This window comes from Kribbella sancticallisti (genome assembly GCF_039530625.1).
In the GTDB taxonomy this organism is placed as follows: Bacteria; Actinomycetota; Actinomycetes; order Propionibacteriales; family Kribbellaceae; genus Kribbella; species Kribbella sancticallisti.
In genome coordinates this window covers 1-18,072 of the sequence record NZ_BAAAOS010000057.1, presented here as the reverse complement: position 1 = coordinate 18,072, position 18,072 = coordinate 1, and the positions used below count along the sequence as shown (strand labels likewise).

Annotated in this window: 20 protein-coding genes; 7 read left to right on the top strand and 13 right to left on the bottom strand. The window is 68.8% G+C overall.

Annotated features, from left to right (window positions below):
- Positions 1-304: 304 nt before the first annotated feature.
- Positions 305-703, top strand: a complete 399-nt coding sequence (locus ABD255_RS37100) for a VOC family protein (protein ID WP_344221484.1) — start codon at positions 305-307, stop codon at positions 701-703.
- Here the strand turns inward: ABD255_RS37100 and ABD255_RS37095 are convergent.
- Genes ABD255_RS37095 through ABD255_RS37085 form a run of 3 tightly spaced genes read right to left on the bottom strand, consistent with a single transcriptional unit; the run spans position 696 to position 4,517 of the window.
- Complete coding sequence (locus ABD255_RS37095; RefSeq protein WP_344221483.1) at positions 696-1,682, bottom strand: TolB-like translocation protein; 987 nt, start codon at positions 1,680-1,682, stop codon at positions 696-698. The genes ABD255_RS37100 and ABD255_RS37095 overlap by 8 nt on opposite strands.
- Entirely contained in the window at positions 1,679-2,920 is a 1,242-nt protein-coding gene (locus ABD255_RS37090; protein ID WP_344221482.1) for an MFS transporter, read from the bottom strand. Before ABD255_RS37090 ends, ABD255_RS37095 begins: the two co-directional genes overlap by 4 nt.
- Before the next feature lies 1 nt (position 2,921).
- Entirely contained in the window at positions 2,922-4,517 is a 1,596-nt protein-coding gene (locus ABD255_RS37085; protein ID WP_344221481.1) for a discoidin domain-containing protein, read from the bottom strand.
- A gap of 112 nt (positions 4,518-4,629) precedes the next feature.
- Between ABD255_RS37085 and ABD255_RS37080 the strand changes: the two genes are divergently transcribed.
- A complete protein-coding gene (locus ABD255_RS37080) occupies positions 4,630-4,965 on the top strand; it encodes a PadR family transcriptional regulator (protein ID WP_344221480.1) in 336 nt (111 codons plus the stop codon).
- A gap of 45 nt (positions 4,966-5,010) precedes the next feature.
- Here the strand turns inward: ABD255_RS37080 and ABD255_RS37075 are convergent, their stop codons facing one another.
- From ABD255_RS37075 to ABD255_RS37060, 4 genes are read right to left on the bottom strand one after another with little or no spacing between them, the layout of a single operon-like run.
- A complete protein-coding gene (locus tag ABD255_RS37075) occupies positions 5,011-6,423 on the bottom strand; it encodes a dihydrolipoyl dehydrogenase family protein (RefSeq protein WP_344221479.1) in 1,413 nt (470 codons plus the stop codon).
- 14 nt (positions 6,424-6,437) lie between these two features.
- Positions 6,438-6,614, bottom strand: coding sequence for a hypothetical protein (locus ABD255_RS37070; protein ID WP_344221478.1), 177 nt, complete (start codon positions 6,612-6,614; stop codon positions 6,438-6,440).
- 27 nt (positions 6,615-6,641) lie between these two features.
- Complete coding sequence (locus ABD255_RS37065; RefSeq protein ID WP_344221477.1) at positions 6,642-7,085, bottom strand: VOC family protein; 444 nt, start codon at positions 7,083-7,085, stop codon at positions 6,642-6,644.
- A 49-nt stretch (positions 7,086-7,134) separates the two neighbouring features.
- Positions 7,135-7,917: a DinB family protein gene (locus ABD255_RS37060; RefSeq protein ID WP_344221476.1), complete on the bottom strand. Its 783-nt coding sequence runs from the start codon at positions 7,915-7,917 to the stop codon at positions 7,135-7,137.
- 61 nt (positions 7,918-7,978) lie between these two features.
- On the opposite strand from ABD255_RS37060, the gene ABD255_RS37055 reads away from it, so the two are divergent.
- Genes ABD255_RS37055 through ABD255_RS37045 form a run of 3 tightly spaced genes read left to right on the top strand, consistent with a single transcriptional unit; the run spans position 7,979 to position 10,424 of the window.
- Positions 7,979-8,644: a GntR family transcriptional regulator gene (locus ABD255_RS37055; RefSeq protein ID WP_344221475.1), complete on the top strand. Its 666-nt coding sequence runs from the start codon at positions 7,979-7,981 to the stop codon at positions 8,642-8,644.
- A complete protein-coding gene (locus ABD255_RS37050; protein ID WP_344221474.1) occupies positions 8,641-9,651 on the top strand; it encodes a 1-aminocyclopropane-1-carboxylate deaminase in 1,011 nt (336 codons plus the stop codon). The genes ABD255_RS37055 and ABD255_RS37050 overlap by 4 nt, the downstream gene beginning before the upstream one ends.
- The gene (locus ABD255_RS37045; RefSeq protein WP_344221473.1) at positions 9,651-10,424 is read left to right on the top strand and encodes an alpha/beta fold hydrolase; all 774 of its coding nucleotides are present in this window, start codon (positions 9,651-9,653) and stop codon (positions 10,422-10,424) included. Before ABD255_RS37050 ends, ABD255_RS37045 begins: the two co-directional genes overlap by 1 nt.
- Here the strand turns inward: ABD255_RS37045 and ABD255_RS37040 are convergent.
- Positions 10,419-11,039: a maleylpyruvate isomerase family mycothiol-dependent enzyme gene (locus ABD255_RS37040; protein ID WP_344221472.1), complete on the bottom strand. Its 621-nt coding sequence runs from the start codon at positions 11,037-11,039 to the stop codon at positions 10,419-10,421. The two genes, ABD255_RS37045 and ABD255_RS37040, sit on opposite strands and share 6 nt — an antisense overlap.
- 64 nt (positions 11,040-11,103) lie before the next feature.
- Between ABD255_RS37040 and ABD255_RS37035 the strand changes: the two genes are divergently transcribed.
- A complete protein-coding gene (locus ABD255_RS37035; RefSeq protein ID WP_344221471.1) occupies positions 11,104-12,114 on the top strand; it encodes a sigma-70 family RNA polymerase sigma factor in 1,011 nt (336 codons plus the stop codon).
- Here the strand turns inward: ABD255_RS37035 and ABD255_RS37030 are convergent.
- The 3 genes from ABD255_RS37030 to ABD255_RS37020 all read right to left on the bottom strand — a co-directional run bounded on the left by ABD255_RS37030 (position 12,108) and on the right by ABD255_RS37020 (position 14,850).
- On the bottom strand, positions 12,108-13,058 hold the full coding sequence (locus tag ABD255_RS37030; protein WP_344221470.1) for a TIGR03560 family F420-dependent LLM class oxidoreductase: 951 nt from the start codon (positions 13,056-13,058) through the stop codon (positions 12,108-12,110). The genes ABD255_RS37035 and ABD255_RS37030 overlap by 7 nt on opposite strands.
- Positions 13,059-13,126: 68 nt before the next feature.
- Positions 13,127-13,969 carry an ABC transporter permease gene (locus ABD255_RS37025; protein WP_344221469.1) on the bottom strand — a complete coding sequence of 281 codons (843 nt, stop codon included), beginning with the start codon at positions 13,967-13,969 and terminating at the stop codon, positions 13,127-13,129.
- A complete protein-coding gene (locus tag ABD255_RS37020; protein WP_344221468.1) occupies positions 13,966-14,850 on the bottom strand; it encodes an ABC transporter ATP-binding protein in 885 nt (294 codons plus the stop codon). The genes ABD255_RS37025 and ABD255_RS37020 overlap by 4 nt, the downstream gene beginning before the upstream one ends.
- Positions 14,851-15,010: 160 nt before the next feature.
- Here ABD255_RS37020 and ABD255_RS37015 point away from each other — a divergent pair, with 160 nt between their 5' ends.
- Entirely contained in the window at positions 15,011-16,003 is a 993-nt protein-coding gene (locus tag ABD255_RS37015; RefSeq protein ID WP_344221467.1) for a GbsR/MarR family transcriptional regulator, read from the top strand.
- On the opposite strand, the gene ABD255_RS37010 is transcribed toward ABD255_RS37015, so the two are convergent.
- Positions 15,920-17,050 (bottom strand): NAD(P)/FAD-dependent oxidoreductase, encoded by a 1,131-nt coding sequence (locus ABD255_RS37010; protein WP_344221466.1) that lies wholly within the window; start codon positions 17,048-17,050, stop codon positions 15,920-15,922. The genes ABD255_RS37015 and ABD255_RS37010 overlap by 84 nt on opposite strands.
- Positions 17,051-17,116: 66 nt before the next feature.
- Positions 17,117-17,923, bottom strand: coding sequence for a DUF2231 domain-containing protein (locus tag ABD255_RS37005; RefSeq protein ID WP_344221465.1), 807 nt, complete (start codon positions 17,921-17,923; stop codon positions 17,117-17,119).
- Between the last annotated feature and the right edge of the window lie 149 nt (positions 17,924-18,072).

The window sequence follows — 18,072 nt, the reverse complement described above, 5'->3', positions numbered from 1 at the left end:
CGGCGTCAGCCTGGCGGGGGACGAGCATGGCCGTGGCGCCGGCCGCGACGGTGGCGAGGGCCAGCGCGGCGGCGGCCCACCTACTTCGCGGCTTGATCCAAGCTGAAGAAAAAGAGGTCATGGGGCGGTTGTCCTTTACCTTCCGGGGGCGGGTACTGCGAAGGTGAAGATATGAAGAGATCTGACTGAAGTGAGAGTAGTGAACCTTGGATCTCTCACCCTCGTCAAGGCGTCGGCAACCGCAATCCACGCCTCTTTTTCGCGGGGAGATCCCATCAATCCCCCCGGATGGCACTCTTGGCACATGCCAGGACGAGTACTGCAGATGAGGCTGGTGGTCGAGGCCGCCGACTACGACGAGGCCGTGGCGTTCTACCGGGACGTGCTCGGCGCTCCGGAGGAACTGTTCGTCGACAGCGGCGACGGCGCCCGGGTGACGATTCTCGACGTCGGGCGCGCGACGCTCGAGCTGAGCACGCCCGAGCAGGTGACCCTGATCGACACGGCCGAGGTCGGCCGGCGGGTCAGCCCTCGCCTCCGGGTCGCCTTCGAGGTCGCCGACGTCGCGACCACGACGGACGAACTCGCGGCAGCCGGAGCCGAGGTCATCGCGCCTCCCACCCGTACTCCGTGGGACTCGCTCAACGCCCGCCTCGCAGCTCCGGCTGACTTGCAACTCACCCTCTTCCAAGAGCTCAGCTGACCGCCGGCGACGCGGCGTCCGGCACGACCAACGAGGGCGTGCCGGTCGGCGTGATCGGAGTGGACCAGATGTCCGAGGCGTTGTCGTCGCGGCGCAGGGAGTAGAGCAGGGTGGTGTTGCCACGCCAGAGCGGTTGGTCGTCGACGTGACGACCCTCGGCCGGGTGGGTGACCCGCCGGCTGGCCAGATCCAGTACTGCGAGGCGCCAACTGCCGTCGGCGTTCTTCTGCTTGAAGGCGACCCGGCGGCCGTCCGGCGACAACGACGGGCATTCGGCGTTCTCGAGGATCGCCGTGCCGCGGTAGTTCCGGTAGTCCGCCTCGATCAGATGGGTCTTGCCCTTGCTCCCGAGGGTGACGTAGAAGCGGTTGCCGTCGGCACCGAACGTGATCCCCCAGTAGTTCGCGTCCGCGGCGAAGTACCGGCGGCCGTCGACGAAGACCGGGAGCTCCTCGACGCTCTTCACCAGCCGTCCGGTGGCGACCTCGTAGAGCCCGCTCCTGGTCGAGAACCCCGTCGCGGCGTACGAGTCGCCGCTGACGAACAAGGTCCAGCTGACGATCCGGCCGTCCGGCGAGACGCGGGCCCGGCTCGGCGTACCGGGCAGGGTCTCGCGATGCCGCACCTGAAGGTCCGCGCCGAGCACCAGCATCTCGCTCACCGGCGGCAACGACCCCGGCTTGGTCCGCAAACAGATCCCCGTACCGCGTGCGGTCGCGAACCGGTCGCACTGCAGACTCCCGACCTTCCGCGGCGCGTCGGCCGAGGCACCCGCGGACACCGCCGCCACCTTCCCGTACTCCGGTCCGGCGGCGAGGTTCCGGAAGTACAGAGTCCCGGGGGCGAGCGTCATCGGTTGCCCGGCGATCACCGGCCTGGCGTTGTCGGCAGGACCGCCACCACGCGCCGAGACGACGTACGTGACGGCCACACCGAGCAGCACCAGCACGCCGAGCAAGCTGAGCAGCAGTTTCCTCACCGCGACACCTCCCAAGGTCTGACGACCGCTGCCGCGAGAGTGACCACCAGCAGAAGGGCAGTGGTCAGCAGCAGGGCCGGGCGGATATCCCACAGAGTCCAGGCCAGCCCGACGAACACGGCTGACACCATCCGAGCCAGCGCCTGTCCTGTCTGGAGTAGAGCGAGACCACTGGCTCTCAGGTGCTCCGGCAGCAGGGGGCCGGCTGCAGCAGGTAGTACGCCGTCGGTCGCGGCGTAGAAGCAGCCATGCAGAACAAGTGCGGCCGCAGCCAGCCAAGGGCTACCTACTGGTCCGCAGATGAGTAGCAGGGCGACCACTAAAGCCGCATGTCCACCCAGGAAGAGCTTCCAGCGGCCTACACGATCAGCCAGCCTTCCCAGCGGGACGGCCAGGAGCAAGAAGGTCCCTGCTGTTCCTAGTGGAAGCAGGGGAAACAGTGTGCTCTCCACGTCCCACCGGCGGAGCAGGGCCAGGTAGACGAACGAGTCGGTGATTGTGACTAACCCGAGCGCCGCAGCCCACACACAGCACCGCCGGAAGGATCTGATCCTGAGTAGCCCAACCATCGCCCGGAGAGGCACAGCGGTGGACGGTCCCGGTCGTGGGTGGTCCCGAACCAGCACCACCAGCAGCAGCACGCCACACCCGGCTATGCAGAAGCTGGTGACGAAGACGGCGCCGTAGTCCCCCAGGCTGACCCAGAGGACGCCGGCAGCCACCAATGGACCGAGGAAGGCACCGAAGGTGTCCAGCGCCCGGTGCACGCCGAACGAGCGGCCCAACGTCTCGGGCTTGCTGCTCAAGGAGATCAGCGCGTCCCGAGGCGCAGTACGGATGCCCTTCCCGGCGCGGTCCAGGGCGAGGACCGCGCCGAGCGCCGCCACCGACGAACCGGCGGCCAACAGACCGAGCTTGCAGATCGCGGACAACCCGTAGCCGATGCCGGCGACGGCTTTGAGCCGCCGCCAGCGATCGGCCGCGTGGCCGCCGACGAGTCGCAGTACCGCCGTCGCGCCTGCGTAGAGCCCGTCCAGCAGTCCGAACTGGAGCGGGTTCATGCCGAGTCCGAGCACCAGGTAGAGCGGCAGGATCGCCGTCACCATCTCGGCCGAGATGTCGGTGACGAGGCTGACCACACCCAGCGCGAGGACGTTCGGTGGTACCCGATGCCACCGGGGCTTGGCGCCGGCTTGCGCCGAGGCCTGGTCGGCGGCCCGGCTGTTGGCCAGGTACATCTCAGTGGCAGGTGTAGGTCGGGCTGCTGTCGAGCACCTTGCCGTCCAGCCCGATCAGCTGGCTGGAGAAGGTCGTGTCGGTCATCGAGAGCTTCAGCACGCCGTGGGCGGAGAGGATCTTCGCCGTCGCCGGGTGGGCCGAATGGACGTCGTACAGGGTCATGCCGCCCATGCCGCCGATGATCTGGACCGGACCGTTCGCGTCCTTCTGGCCGTTGACGTTCTGCGGCACGAAGCGCTCGTAGTGGTGGTCGTGCCCGTTGAGCACCAGATCGACCTTGGCGCCGACGAGCGTCTGCCACAGCGGGATGCTGTCCGGGTTGTCGCCGTGGTCACCCGAGCTGAAGCGCGGGTGGTGGTAGGCGGCGGCGACGCACCGCTTGGTGTTCGCCGCGAGGTCCTGCTTGAGCCAGGTCAGCTGCGCCGGTTCGGCCACGCCCTCGCCGGTGGTGAAGTCGTTCGAGTCGAGGGCGACGAAGTGCCAGTTGCCGATGTTGTAGCTGTAGTAGTTCTTGCCCTGCGGCGTGGCGATCGACCCGAAGTACTGCCGGTAGCCGGCGAACGGGGTGTCGTCGTAGGTCTCGTGGTTGCCCGGGATCGGCTTGGTGATGCTCTTGAACTGTCCCCAGGACTTGTCGTAGTAGTTCCGGAAGTCCGACAGGTGGGCGTCGTCGTACTGGTTGTCCCCCATCGTCAGCACCGCCGTGGGATTCATCGCCTGGACCAGCCGGGCGGTCTTGGGGTGCACGCACTGCGGGTTCGACGACTCGGTGCACTGGTCGGCGATGTCGCCGGCCGCGGCGAGTACGAACTGGCCGGTGCCACCCGCGGCGGTGTTGACGGTGATCGGCTCGCTCGTGCCTGACACGTTGCCGGCCAGGTCGCGAGCACGCACGGCATAGCTGTAGGACGTGTTCGCCGTCAGCCCTGTGTCGTTGTACTGCGCTGTCGTGGCTGACGCGACCACCGCGCCGTTCCGCAGTACGTCGTACGAGCTCACGCCGACGTTGTCCGTCGAAGCGGTCCAGGTGAGTGCGGCCGTGGTGGCTGTCACCTGGCCGGCTGTAAGACCGGCGGGGACCGTCGGGGCCTGGGTGTCACCGCTGGAGTCCGTGGTGCCATAGACCTGGAGTTCCCACAGCGAGTAGCCGTAGGTGGTGCCTCGTTTGGTGCCGACCAGGCGGACGAAGCGGCCGTGCGCCTGCAGACCGGTCAGGTCGTCGGTGGCACCGTTGCCGCCGACAACCTCCTTGACCGAGCTGAAGTTCGTGCCGTCGTCGGAGACCTCGATGCGGTAGTCCTTGCCGTAGGCGACTTCCCAGCTGAGTTTCACCCGGTTGACCGCGGCCGGTTGACCGAGATCGACGCGGATCCACTGCGGATCGGAGCCCTCGGCGCTGGCCCAGCGGGTCGTCGTACTGCCGTCGACGGCTTTGTCGGCGGTCAGGGTGGAGTCTTCGACACTCGAGGCGACGACGGGTTTCTGCTGGGACAGCAGGACGTCCGCGGTCGTTCGTGCGGCGGCCGTCGCGCCGCCGAGGGCGGCGATCAACGGGAGCGGTAGCAGGATCGCCAGCCGGCGAAGGTTCTTGGTCATCACGGTGTGACTCCTGAGGGGCGTCGGGAGTAGTTGTTAGGAAAGTTACCTAATAATTGACCAAAGGTCCACCGGCGCAAGATACTTCGCCGGACGATATATGCTCGCCGCCGTGAGGAAGCGTCCCGTGACCCTGACCGAAGCGCAGTACTTCATGCTGGCCGCGCTGCTCGACGGGCCGCTGCACGGGTACGGGATCATCAAGGCCACCGAGCAGGCCACCGGCGGGCGGCTCAAGCCGGCCGTCGGCACGCTTTATGGAGCGCTCGAACGGATGGAGCGCGCGGGGTTGCTGATCGCCGACGGCGAGGAGATCGTCGACGGGCGGGCGCGGCGGTACTACCGCCTTACGCCGAAGGGCAACGCGACCCTCGACCAGGAGGCTCTGCGGATGCAGCAGGCCGCGGCTTTCGTACTGACGCGCCGCCGGGGTCCTGCCCGAGCGTGAAAGCGGAGAGGACGCGCCTGGGGCACGTCCTCTCCGAACGGTGGTCTACGGCCGGCCGTAGGTTTCCAGGAGGCGGAGCCAAATCTCGTTCATCGTGGGGTAGGCCGGAACGGCGTGCCACAAGCGATCCAGCGGCACCTCCGCCACGACCGCGACAGTTGCCGCCTGCAACAACTCGCTGACGTCCGGGCCTACGAACGTGACGCCGAGGATCACCTTGCGGGCCTCGTCGACGACCATCCGCGCCGTCCCCTTGTAGTTGTCCGCGTGGACGCTGGCACCGGCGATACTGCCGATCTCGTAGTCGACGACGCGGGTGTCGTAGCCGGCCTCGGCCGCGGCGGCCGCCGTCAGGCCGACCGAGGCGATCTCGGGATCGGTGAAGGTCACCTGCGGGACGGACTGGTGATCCGCGGTCGCGACATGCGTTCCCCACGGCGCGTCCGAGATCGGCCGGCCTTTCGCCCGGGCCGCGATGACATCGCCCGCGGCACGCGCCTGGTACTTGCCCTGGTGGGTGAGCAGCGCGCGGTTGGTGACATCGCCGGTCGCATACAACCAGTCGAACCCACGGACCAGCAGGGTGTCGTCGGTCTCCAGCCAGGCGCCCGGCTCGAGACCGATCGTGTCCAGGCCGACGTCACCGGTTCGCGGCGTACGGCCGGTCGCGACGAGGATCTCCTCGGCATTGATCGTGGAGCCGTCGCTGAGCTCGAGGGTGGCGCCGTCCGCAGTACGGGTGACGTTGGTGGTCTCCGTGTTGAGCAGGACCGTCACGCCTTGCTCGCGGAGCGCGGCCGTCACCTGCTCACCGGCGAACGGCTCCATGCCGTGGAGCAGACTGCTGCGCGCGATCATCGTGACCGCGGTACCGAATCCGGCGTACGCCGTGGCCATCTCGGTGGCGACGACACCGCCGCCGATGATGGCGAGGCTGGCCGGCACGGACTTGGCGCTGGTCGCCTCGCGGCTGCCCCACGGATCGGCCGCGCGCAGGCCCGGGATGTCGGGAATGAGCGGGTCGGAGCCGGTGGACACGACGACCGCGTGGCGGGCAGTCAGTACGGTCTCGGAGTCACCCGAGACCGTGACCTGCTTCGGGCCCGTGATCCGGCCGTGGCCCCGGACCAGCGCGATGCCGGCGCTCTTCAGCCACTTCACCTGTCCGTCGTCGGACCAGTTGCTCGTGAACGAGTTGCGCCGCTCGAGCACGGCCTCGACGTCGAGGTCACCGGTGACGGCCTGCGCGGCGCCGGGAACCTGCCGGGCCGCGCGGAGCGCCGACGCCGACCGCAGCAGCGCCTTCGAGGGCATGCAGGCCCAGTACGAGCACTCGCCGCCGACGAGTTCGCTCTCCACGATGACGGCGGTCAGGCCGCCCTGGACGGCCCGGTCGGCGACGTTCTCCCCGACGGCGCCCGCGCCCAGGACGATGACGTCGTACTCGGTCGGTTCCATACTCGACTCCTGCTTCACTGGTCCACGCGGACGATTTGATAACCACTGCCGGCCAGCGTGCGGGTCATGTGCTCGGCGTACCACTGCGGCCATTGCTCGTCGTACTTGCCGCCGAGTACTTCGGCCTCGTGGACGCCGTGCGCGGTGGCCGCCCGCTGGAGGGCGTCAAGGATGATCTCGGTCGTGTCCATGCTCTCAGTCCTGTCCGGCCCGGCCGGTCAGCGACCCGGTGCCCGGGTGACGACTTCCTGGACGACCCAGCCGTTGCCGTCGGGGTCGCTGAAGGACAGGTACGAGCCGTAGCTCGCGCGCTCCGGGTGCGGACCGGCGACCCGGTTCGCGTCACCGGCGTGGTGGAAGGCCCCGTCCGCGTCGTGCCAGACCTCGCTGACATCCGCGCCTCTGGCAACCAGTTCCTCGCGGGTCGCCTCGATGTCGGTGACGATCAGATGCAGGCCCTGCGCCGAACCGGAAGCTTCGGTGGACACGCCCTTGCCGAAGATGATCGACGCCTGCGAGCCCGGCGGGGTGACCTGGACGACGCGGTATCTGTCGTCTTTGGAGAAGTCGGCATCCAACCGGAAACCGAGCTGCTCGTAAAATGCCTTTGCCTTGTCAACGTCCCCTACCGGGATGACGACTACTTCCAGTTTCAGATCCATGCCTGAACCGTAGAACCGCTCCCCGCGGCCCCGCGCCCGTCGAATGACGCTATCGGTGTACGTCAGATTCCAGCGTGGCAAGATCCCGTACTGCGAAGCGGTAGTGCTCGCACTCCTCGTCCATCAGTACCGCGAGGCACTCGGCAACCGGTCGTGGTCCCTCGGGATACCCCGGGGCGGGTGTCCGGTCACAGAGCCGGCCGAGGTCGGAATCGGTGAGGGCGTCGACAGTACGGCGTACGAGGGCCATCCGGTCAGCCCGGACCTGCAGCACCTCGGCGTACGACGGGTGCGCGGCCAGGTCGATCCCCAGGCCGGCGCCATCCGGGTACCACGACGGGACCAAACCGAACTGGTGGTAGGGGCGTTCCTCGTCGAGGACCGGGCGGCTGAGCCAAGCGTCGGTGATGAAGACGAGGTGCCGCAGGGTCTCGGTGAAGGACCACTCGCCGGCGACACGTTCATGCCGAGCGGCCTCGGGCAAGCGCTCCGCACGCGCGACGGCATCCGACCACAGCCGCTCGACGGTCTCCCACATCGCGCGGAACCCGTCCGCGTCCTGCACCCCGCGCAACCGGACCCGCTCGGGATGACGCCGATCCAACTCGGCCTCGACGAACCCGGTCACGTCGACCCCGTTGACGACGAGCCTCTCGACATACCCGGAGATGTCGACGTCTACCAGGCACCCGTCGACGATCTTCACCCCGGACAGATCGCAGTCGGTAAACCGCGCCCCGCGCAGATCCGCGACCCGAAACTCCTGGCCCCGCAACGCATCCGTCTCCTCGCCGCCCCCGGAGAACCGGTGCGGCCCATACTGCGCATCCATCGCAGCATTGAACCACCCACTCGTTTGACAGGAACGCCCGCGGCAGAGTGCAATATGTTGCATGCCGGTTCCGGGAGTGCAGGGTGTGGTGGGGCGGTCGTTGTTGCGGGAAGACGCGTATCGGGCGATTCGGGACGCGATCGTGGACGGGACGCTGGCGCCGGGTGAGCGGTTGAGTGACCCGGATCTGGTGGCGTGGCTGGGCATCAGCCGTACTCCGATCCGTGAGGCGCTCGCGCGGTTGGAGCAGTCGGGGCTCGTGCAGACCAAGCCCGGGCGGTTCACGATCGTGAGTCCGGTGAATGTGCGCGAGACCCGGTCGGCGCAACTGGTGGCCGCGGCGATGCACGAACTCGCCGTGCGGGAGGCTGTGCCGCTGTTGTCGGAGCATGAACTCGAGGCAATGCGGTCCGCCAACCAGCGGTTCGCCCAGGCCCTGCGGGACAACGACGTCGACGCGGCCCTCGCGGCGGACGACGACTTCCACGACGTCGCGGTCACGGCCTGCGCGCACCCGACGATCCGGTCGGTGCTCGAGCAGGTCACCCCGACCCTGCGCCGGATCGAGCGGATCCGGTTCTCCTCACTGACCGGGCGCGCCTCGGTCGCGCTGCACGACCGCATCATCGCCCGGTGCGCCGCCGGGGACGCCGACGGCGCCGGGCTGGCCGCCCGGGAGAACTGGCTGACCCTCGAACCCCTGTTGACCGACGAGAGTGACTCATGAGCCTGAGCGACTTCCCCCGCTACCCACTGACCTTCGGGCCGAGCCCGATCCACCCCCTCAAGCGCCTGTCCGAACATCTCGGCGGCGCCGCGATCTGGGCCAAGCGGGAGGACTGCAACTCCGGACTCGCGTTCGGCGGCAACAAGACCCGCAAGCTCGAGTATTTGGTCCCCGACGCGATCGCCAACGGCGCGACGCACCTGGTCACGATCGGCGGCGTCCAGTCCAACCACACCCGCCAGGTCGCCGCCGTCGCCGCGTCGCTCGGGCTGGGCGCCAAGCTGGTCCAGGAGAGCTGGGTCGACTGGCCCGATGCCGTCAACGACCGGGTCGGCAACATCCTGCTGTCGCGGATCATGGGCGCCGACGTCGAACTGGTGGAGGCCGGCTTCGGGATAGGTTTCAAGGAGAGCTGGGAGAACGCGCTCGAAGAGATCCGCTCAGCCGGCGGTACGCCGTACGCGATCCCGGCGGGTGCCTCCGACCACCCGCTCGGCGGACTGGGATTCGCGAACTGGGCGGACGAAGTACGGCAGCAGGAGGAGCGGCTCGGCGTTTTCTTCGACACCATCGTGGTCTGCTCGGTGACCGGCTCCACCCATGCCGGCATGATCGCCGGGTTCGCCGGCCAGGACCGCCCGCGCCGCGTGCTGGGCATCGACGCCTCCGCGAAGATCGGCGAGACCCGGGCCCAGGTGGAGAAGATCGCCCGCGCCACCGCCGCCAAGATCGGCCTCGGCCGCGAACTGCGCGACGACGAGATCACCGTCCTGGAAGGCTGGGCCGGCGACTACTACGGCATCCCGGTGCAGTCGACCCTGGACGCGATCCGCCTGACCGGCCGTCTCGAAGGCGTCATCCTCGACCCCGTCTACGAGGGCAAGTCGATGGCCGCCCTGATCGATTTGGTCCGCTCCGCCGACATCCCCCGTACTTCGAACGTGCTCTACGCCCACCTCGGCGGCCAACTCGCGCTCAACGCCTACAGCGCGCTCTTCAAGTCCTGATGCACGCCCGGTCCACCGACGGCACCCGCATCGCCTACCAGGTGGAGGGCGACGGGCCTCCCCTGCTGCTCCTCGCAGGCCAGGCCAACACGCATCACTGGTGGGACGCGGTCCGCGGCGACTTCATAGGCCGCCGCACGATCACTCTCGACTGGCGCGGGACCGGAGACAGCGACCGTCCCGACGTCGTCTACAGCACTCCGGGCTTCGCTGAGGACGTCGTCGCGGTGCTCGACGCTGCCGGTATCGAGAGCGCTGACGTCTACGGGACGTCGATGGGCGGACGGGTCGCGCAGTGGCTCGCCATCCGATTCCCCGAACGCGTCCGAGGCTTGGTGCTCGGCTGTACTTCGCCCGGCAAGGCGCACGGGTTCGAACGGAGCCAGGAGATCCGACGCGCTCTGGCCCAGGCGGATCAGGCCGGCCGCGACCGGATCCTGCTCGACCTGATGTACACGCCGCAGTGGCTCGCGACGCACCCCGGCCCGTACGACGTACTGGGTGATGCCACGATGGCGACGTATGCCCGCGGCCGGCATCTCGTCGCGAGCAACAGCCATGAGGCCTGGGAGGAACTCCCGCAGATCAAGGCGCCGACGTTGATCCTGCACGGCTCCGACGACGTGTTCAGCCCGGCCGCGAACGCGGAGGTTCTGGCCGGGCGCATCCCCACCGCCCAGGTTCACGTGATCGCCGGGGCCCGGCACGCCTACTTCCACGAGTTTCAGGCGACGGCCAGTCCATTGGTGAGCGACTTCCTGGAGAACTCATAGGGCCAGCCGGGCGACGCCGGGACCGGAGGCTGCGGCCAAACCGGCAGGGCGGCCCGTCGCGAGCAGCAGGAGGTCGCTGACCGGCGCGCGGACTTCGTCGGGACCGGTGCCGCTGGTCCAGTCGGCGTCCGTGGCGATCAGGGTCAGACCACGGAACCGCTTGCGGGCGCCGTAGAAGTTGCTGGAGCAGGCGTGGGCCAGCGCGGCGAGCGCGGGTTCCAACGGCACCGGTCGGGGGTGACCGAGCGGGCGAGCGATGTCCTGGCCGTGGACGAGGGTGTCGAGCAGCGGGTCCAGCAATCCCGCACCGGGGGCGCGTCGAGGGGATGCGGCCGTCTCGCGGATCTGGGCGATCAGTTCGGCGGGCTCGAACCGGGCGGCTCGGTCGCGAGCCAGGTTGTCCGCCATCCGATCGAAGCTGCCGCGCGCCCGGATCGCGCCCTTCAGCGCGACCGACCAGGTCGTCCGCGTCGACATCGTCAGATGAGCCGCCACGTGCCGGACCGTCCAGCCCGTGCACAGCGAATCCACCGACCACTCGTCGTCGCTGAGACTTTCCAGCAGATCGGCAACCCCGAGCCGCTCCGTCTCAGTCCACTTCACCACGTCGTTCATCGATCGACCTCCTGAGTCGGCTGGTTCGCAGGTATGACTCCCGCGATGAGGCAGACTCATCGGTGTGAGCGAACTTTCCGTCGATCAGCAGGATCTTGTCCTGGCCCGCGAGGGTGACGACGCCGCGTTCACCCGGCTGGTGGCGCCGCTGCGCCGCGAACTCCACGCGCACTGCTACCGCATGCTCGGCTCGTCGCACGACGCCGACGACGCCCTGCAGGACGCGTTGGTCCGCGCCTGGCGCGGGCTCGCCCGGTTCGAGGGACGCAGCACCCTGCGCTCCTGGCTCTACACCGTCGCCACCCGCACCTGCCTCGACCTGGTCGAGAGCCGCGGCCGCCGCGCGCTGCCGATGGACCTGGGCCCGTCGAGCGACCGCGCCGTACTGGACGACGTGCCCCTCACCGAGGTCGCCTGGCTCGGCCCGTACTCCGCTGACGGCCTCGCCTCGGGCCCGGTGGCTCGCTACGAGCAGCGCGAAGCCGTCGAGTTGGCGTTCGTCGCCGCGCTCCAGCATCTGCCGGGCAACCAGCGAGCGGCGTTGCTGCTGTTCGAAGTACTCGGGTTCAGCGCGGCCGAGATCGCGACGATGATGGACACCTCGACCGCGTCGGTGAACAGCGCGCTGCAGCGGGCCCGGAAGATCGTCGACGAGAAGATCCCGGCGGCGAGCCAGCAGCAGACCATCCGCGAGATCGGTGACGGCCGGATCCAGGAACTCGTCGCGGGCTACTCGACCGCGATGGAACGCGGCGACGCCGACGCCCTGGTCGCGCTGCTCACCGAGGACGTCACCTGGTCGATGCCGCCGCTGGGCCACTGGTACAGCGGGGTGAAGGCGGTGATGGACTTCGCCGTCGAGGTGCCGCTGACCAGGTGCCCGAGCTGGCGGAACCTCGCGACCACGGCGAACGGGCAGCCGGCCATCGCGTGCTATCTCGGCGAGACGCCGGACAGCGAGCACGTCGGCTGGTCGGTCACCGTGCTGACCGTGCGCGGCGCGAAGATCGCCGGGCTGACCTCGTTCATCGGCCCGGAGCACTTCACCCTGCTCGGCCTGCCGGCCACTCAGTAGTCGAGGAACTCCTTCGCGAACCGGCGAATCGCCTCCGGGTCCATCACCTGGTGGAACCCGACGATCAACTCCTGTACTCCGGCCGCCTCGTACGCCGCGATCCGTTCGCGCACGGTGTCGACGGTTCCGTAGAGCAGGTAGGACTCGAAGTCGCCCGGGTAGAACAAGCCCATACCCGGGTTGAGTGCCGCCTGGACTTCCTCGTCGGTCTCGGTGATCAGGCAGTGCGTGGTCACGGTGCGGGTGATCTCGTCGTACGGGCGGCCGGCCTTCTCGCAGTGTGCGCGCAGGACCGAGAACTTCCGCTCGGCCTCCGCGGGCGACACCATCACGTTGCACAGGTCGGCGTACTCGGCGGCCAGTTTCAGCGTCACCTTCTCGCCCCCGCCCGCGAGCATCAGCGGAATCCGCGGCTGCTGGACACCGCGCGGCTGGTTCACCGCCTGCACGAGCCGGTAGTACTTGCCGTCGAAGTCGGTGACGTCGTTCGTCCACAGCGACTGGATCACCTGGACCGCCTCGCGGAGTTGGCGGAGCCGTTCGGGTGCGGGCAGGAACTCGTAGCCGAACGCCTCGTAGTCCCGCTCGTACCAGCCGGCGCCGATCCCGAAGGTCAGCCTGCCCTGCGACAGCACGTCCACCGTCGACGCGATCTTGGCCTGCAGCGCCGGATTCCGGTAGCCGTTCCCGCTGACCAGCTGGCCGATCCGGATCCGGTCGGTGTACCCGGCCATTGCCGCCAGCAACGACCACGACTCGAACAGATAGGCTTGCGACGGCGGTACGGTCTGGAAGTGGTCCGGCAGCCAGACCGCCTCATACCCGGACTCCTCGGCCGTCCGAACCAGCTCGACCAGGACGTCGTACGCCTGCCGCGGGTCGGCGAACCCGGCCAGGTCCTGACCGAAGCCGGTCGGCAGGAACAGGCTGAACTTGAGCGGCATAAGGGATCCCTTCCTCGGAGCATCACGTGATCGGGTAGACCACGCGAGGCCCCGAAAGGAATCGCTGCTCACCCGATCCGCTGCAACGCCTTCTCCCGCCGCCCGGCGACGCTGGACCCCGACTCGCGGCGCGCCATCCGGCGCAGTACGAGCGGGGCGATCGCCAGCCCGGCCACAGCCCAGACGCCGAGGACGCCGATCATCTCGAGGTGCCGCCACGATTCGCCGATCTCGACCTGGACGGCCGCGTCGGGCAGCAACGCCGACCGCATCCCGAGCCCGAGCCAGTAGATCGGGGTGAGCTGAGCGATCCATTCCAGCCAGGCCGGCAGCGCCGCGACCGGGTAGAAGATGCCGGAGATCGCGATCAGCGCCAGCACCGGAAGCTGGATCAGGCCTTGGGAGCGGGCACCGGTGAAGACCGAGCCCAGGATCGCGCCGATCGGCAGGGTGGCGAGCAGGCCGAGGACCAGCACCCACAGGACGGCCAGCCAGGCAGCCGGGCCGCCGATCGCCAGGCCGTCGATGATGAGCAGGCCTGGGATCAGCAGGATGGCCAGGTCCGCGAGCAGGCCGCCCACCACCGAGACGACCTTGCTGACGAGATAGCCGAGCATGCCGTTCGGCGTCGCCTTCGCCCGCAGCAGCGTGCCGTCCTCCCGATCGGCGGTGAGTTGCTGGCTCATGCTGATCATCCCCATCGCGGCGTTCATCCCGAGCATGCTCGGCAAGGCCAGGGCTCCGAGAGCGAACCCGCTGAACGACCTGTCGCGCAGGAAGTACAGGGCGATCAGCATCAGGACCGGCCAGAGGAAGTGGCTGAGCAACTCGGCGCCGTTGGTGAACGACTGCCGCAACTCGATCACCCCACGCTTCCAGCCCGCTCTGACGGCGACGGTTCGCGGGTTCATCGGACCACCTCGTTCTGCCGGACCAGGGTGAGATAGGTGTCTTCGAGGGAGGCCCGGCGCACCTCGAGTCCGCCGAGCGAGTCGCCGTACTGGCTGAAGAGGCCGCGGACGAACGCGGTCGACTCGGTGGTCGACCTGACGAACCGGGTGCCGTCGACGGTCCAGCGCACCTCGTCCTCGCCGGCGATCTGCCGGGTCAGGTCGGCCGCGGTACCGGCTGCGACGATCCGGCCGGCGGCCAGGATCAGGATGCGGTCGGCGAGTTTGCCGGCCTCGTCGAGATCGTGGGTGGTGAGCAGGATCGTTGTGCCGTGGTCCGCCGCGAGTCGCTGGACCAACTCGTGGAATTCGTGCCGCGCGGCCGGGTCGAACCCGACGGTCGGCTCGTCCAGGAACAGCACCTCCGGACGGCCGACGATCCCGATCGCCACGTCCAGGCGACGCCGCTGCCCGCCGGACAACGTCCGGATCTTCTGGCCCGCGTGCTCGGTCAGCCCGACCGCTTCGATCAACTCGTCGGCATCCCATGGCCGCTGGATCGCGGCGGTCGAGTACGGCGCGTAGTACTCGCCGAGGTGCGCGAGCAGTTCGCGCACGCGCCACTTCGCGTGGTCCCGCCACGACTGCAGTACGACGCCGAGCCGTGCGCGCCACTTCTCGTCACCGTGCGCCGGGTCGACGCCGAGCACCTCGACACGGCCGGCGGAGCGCAGCCGGAAGCCCTCCAGAATCTCGATCGTGGTGGTCTTGCCGGCGCCGTTCGGGCCGAGCAGGGCGACCACCTCGCCGCGGTGCGCCCGCAGTGTCACGTCGTGCAGGACGTCGGTCGCGCCGTACCGCATCCGCAGCCCGTCGACTTCGAGAACTCTTTCCTTCGTCATGCCCGGGAAACTATGTTGCGTTTCGTCCCCCGGCAACACTGATCCGCTGGCGTTGCAGTGATTTCTAGGCCGGTTTAGCCTATTGTTGCAATGATTTTGACGATGAACGCAATTTGCCGTTGCAATGAGCTGGCGGCGAACGCAACCTCAGGGAGGGACCATGCCGGGAGGGCGGCTGCGGCACGAGGACCGGCAGTTGATCGCCGTCGGTCTGGCCGCGGGCGACGGGTACGCCGAGATCGCGCGCCGGCTGGACCGCCCGACCTCCACCATCAGCCGTGAGGTCGCCCGCAACGGCGGGGTCCGCGGTTATCGGGCCGATCACGCTCACCATGCGACCAGTTCCCGCGCCCGCCGTCGGCGCCCGGTCATCGCGACGGCGGCGGGTGCCGGGGTCGACGCCTACGGCCGTGATCCCGAGGCCGTCCGCGAGTACGCCGAACTGTTCGCCGCGACGATGGTCGGCACCGGTCTCCCCCGGACGGCCTCGCGACTGCTCGCCCACCTCTACACCACCGACTCCCGCAGCCTCACCGCCGCCGAACTCGTCCGGCACCTGCAGGTCAGTCCGGCCACGATCTCCAAGGCGGTCGGCTATCTCGAACAACTCGACCTGGTACGCCGTGAGCCCGACCCCGAGCGGCGGTACGAGCACTACATCGTCTCGGAGGACGTCTGGATCCAAGCCTGGAAGAACAGCGCCCGCGCCAACGGGAACTGGGCCGAGACCGCACGCCAGGGAGTCGAACTGCTGGACCCGGCCACTCCGGCGGGCGCGCGGCTCGAGAAGATGCGCGAGTTCTTCCAGCAACTCAGCGACGACATGTCGGGCAGCGGACCGGCCTCCGCAGTCCAGGAGGACGCGATGACCGTCCTCGCCGCCCTCGTCCACGCGGCCCGCCCACTCACCACCGATCAACTGGCCACGGCCTTGGCTTGGCCCACCGCCCGAGTCACCGAGGCCTTGCGGACCGCCGACGCCTACAAACCCTTCACGGACCCGGTCGAGCTTCAGTTGGTTGCCCAAGACACCTATGCGATCGCTACACCCCGGCTGAACCCCGCACAGCTAGCCGCGCTCGATCAGACCGCTCACGAGACCGCGGAGGGTGCGCGGTCTGAGGTAGCCGTTGGCCAGACCGATCTCCACTAGATCGTCGAACACCCGTTGATCCGCAGCGGCCGCCTTGATTCCGGCATCCAGGATCCGGCCGGAGCGAGTGAGGCGCGCTGCCAGAGCCGTGTGCCTGAAATGCCTCCCCAGCAACGTCGCTGCCGACCGCCTGTACTCCGAACCCGCGCCGCCGTCGCCCCTCCGCACCGCAGCGGCGGCAGTTCGTCCGGCGAGCAGCCCGGTGGCGACCGCGTAGTAGATGCCCTCGCCGGTCATCGGGTTGATCAGCCCCGCCGCATCCCCGACCAGGAGCACTCGCCCCGACTGCGGGCGCCATGCCCAGGTCGACAACGGCAGGTGGTGTCCACGCCAGTCCGTACCTCCGGAGGTGGCGCCTGGCAGTAGGACCTCCAGTTGATCCAGCAACTCGGCTCTGGTTGGGTGGGGGCGCTTCGGTGAGAGCTGTTCGCCGTAGCCGACATTCGACCACCCGTCGCCTCGATCGAAGGACCACGCGTACGAGGGCTGCCGGGCCGTGCCGAACACGATCACCTGCTGGTCGGCTCGTCCCTCCGGTGTCGGCGCGTATCCCCGCAGGGCCAACGCCGTCGGGCCCGCCTTGGCTTTGAGAATCCGGCGTACGACCGATTGAGCGCCGTCGGCTCCGATGACTACTCGGGCTTCCAGTTCATCTACCTGCACGGTTGAGCGCAGTACGTCGATGGTCCGGACGCGGTGGCGACGCAACTCCGCACCCGCTGATTGGGCCGCTTCGACCAGGCGCTGGTCGAACAGCATCCGCGGCACCACCCAGGCCGATCTCTCCATCAACCGGTCGACCTCGAGGGCTCCACGGCGGAGCGCCAGCCTGCGTACCGGCGTACGGTCGTCGACCAGGCCGGTGACGCCGACCTCGGCCAGCAGATCGAACACCTGCGGCGCGATTCCGTCGCCGCACGCCTTGTCCCGAGGAAAGTCATCGCGATCAAGCAGCAGGACCGACAACCCAGGCTCAGCAGTAAGAGCCCCGAGCGCAGCGGCTGCACCAGCGGGACCAGCACCGACAACCACCAGGTCCCACACCACAGGCGCCTCCCATCGCAGCTTCCTCCCACAGTAAATGCGGTCGCGAAACGGCGCCGATTCGCCTGATCAGCGGTCCGGGCGGCGGCCTGGGCGGTGGGGGCGGCGGGATGGGGGGACGGCCGGGATGCGGCGGGCTCGGGAGCCGCGACGGTCAGCGTGGCCGGTGCTCTCGACCCAGGAGGTCACCGGGCGAGCCTCGTCGAGGTCGATCACCTTCGGCGGAGGCGGCGTGAAGGAGGGTGGGGTCAATGCGGGCACTGGCTCCACCCGCCAGCCCTGCTCCTCGGTCGGTGCTTCCATCTCCTCGACTTCAGTCAGTACCGCGGTCGCCGCGCGGACCGGCTTCGCCCGGGCGGCGGCCTCCTTGCTCGCCCGGGGCTTCGGCTCGGCGAGCGCGGGCGGCGGCAGGTAGACCCGCTTCCTCCGCGGCAGCTTGGTCTTGATCTCGATCCCGAGCGCGCGGATCAGGTTGCCGACGACAACAGTGGTGAGGGCGACCGCGAGGACTGTGCAGGCCGCGAACAGGATCGCCTGCCCGCCGGCGCCCCAGTCGGACGGACCGGTCCGGCGCATCGCTGAGATCATCGCCACCAGCACGATGTTGGTGATGCCGACGGCAACGGTCGCGGCGATCGTCCAGAGCAGCACCCGGCGCTCGAGTTCGACGTCGTCGGCCGCGGCGACCAGCCCGGCGATCAGGCCGGCCAGTACCGGCACGGTGTAGACGGCGGCCAGAGCCAGCCCCGGGCTCGCGATCAGGTAGAAGACGTCGAACACGAGCGCCGTCAGGGCCAGCGCGCCCGCGAAGCAGATCACCATCGGCGGATACGCCCGCACGATGGCGACCGCGTCGGCCGGCACCGTCCTGAACATCCGGAACACCAAAACGTCCGTTCTCCGTCACTAGAGGCCCTGAACCCTCATTGTGCCGGTACCCCCCACCCTCCGTAACAACCCACCCTGGCGAGTTGCCCCCAACCCCAAAATAGTTGTTCCCACCCCCTTCCAACACCCCGTCCAAC

What these genes read in the sequence shown, in the direction of transcription:
- ABD255_RS37100 (WP_344221484.1), top strand. Translation starts at nt 305, where the DNA reads ATGCCAGGACGAGTACTGCAGATGAGGCTGGTGGTCGAGGCCGCCGAC.
- ABD255_RS37090 (WP_344221482.1), bottom strand. Translation starts at nt 2,920, where the DNA reads ATGTACCTGGCCAACAGCCGGGCCGCCGACCAGGCCTCGGCGCAAGCC.
- ABD255_RS37085 (WP_344221481.1), bottom strand. Translation starts at nt 4,517, where the DNA reads ATGACCAAGAACCTTCGCCGGCTGGCGATCCTGCTACCGCTCCCGTTG.
- ABD255_RS37075 (WP_344221479.1), bottom strand. Translation starts at nt 6,423, where the DNA reads ATGGAACCGACCGAGTACGACGTCATCGTCCTGGGCGCGGGCGCCGTC.
- ABD255_RS37070 (WP_344221478.1), bottom strand. Translation starts at nt 6,614, where the DNA reads ATGGACACGACCGAGATCATCCTTGACGCCCTCCAGCGGGCGGCCACC.
- ABD255_RS37065 (WP_344221477.1), bottom strand. Translation starts at nt 7,085, where the DNA reads ATGGATCTGAAACTGGAAGTAGTCGTCATCCCGGTAGGGGACGTTGAC.
- ABD255_RS37060 (WP_344221476.1), bottom strand. Translation starts at nt 7,917, where the DNA reads ATGGATGCGCAGTATGGGCCGCACCGGTTCTCCGGGGGCGGCGAGGAG.
- ABD255_RS37055 (WP_344221475.1), top strand. Translation starts at nt 7,979, where the DNA reads ATGCCGGTTCCGGGAGTGCAGGGTGTGGTGGGGCGGTCGTTGTTGCGG.
- ABD255_RS37050 (WP_344221474.1), top strand. Translation starts at nt 8,641, where the DNA reads ATGAGCCTGAGCGACTTCCCCCGCTACCCACTGACCTTCGGGCCGAGC.
- ABD255_RS37045 (WP_344221473.1), top strand. Translation starts at nt 9,651, where the DNA reads ATGCACGCCCGGTCCACCGACGGCACCCGCATCGCCTACCAGGTGGAG.
- ABD255_RS37040 (WP_344221472.1), bottom strand. Translation starts at nt 11,039, where the DNA reads ATGAACGACGTGGTGAAGTGGACTGAGACGGAGCGGCTCGGGGTTGCC.
- ABD255_RS37030 (WP_344221470.1), bottom strand. Translation starts at nt 13,058, where the DNA reads ATGCCGCTCAAGTTCAGCCTGTTCCTGCCGACCGGCTTCGGTCAGGAC.
- ABD255_RS37025 (WP_344221469.1), bottom strand. Translation starts at nt 13,969, where the DNA reads ATGAACCCGCGAACCGTCGCCGTCAGAGCGGGCTGGAAGCGTGGGGTG.
- ABD255_RS37020 (WP_344221468.1), bottom strand. Translation starts at nt 14,850, where the DNA reads ATGACGAAGGAAAGAGTTCTCGAAGTCGACGGGCTGCGGATGCGGTAC.
- ABD255_RS37015 (WP_344221467.1), top strand. Translation starts at nt 15,011, where the DNA reads ATGCCGGGAGGGCGGCTGCGGCACGAGGACCGGCAGTTGATCGCCGTC.
- ABD255_RS37005 (WP_344221465.1), bottom strand. Translation starts at nt 17,923, where the DNA reads ATGTTCAGGACGGTGCCGGCCGACGCGGTCGCCATCGTGCGGGCGTAT.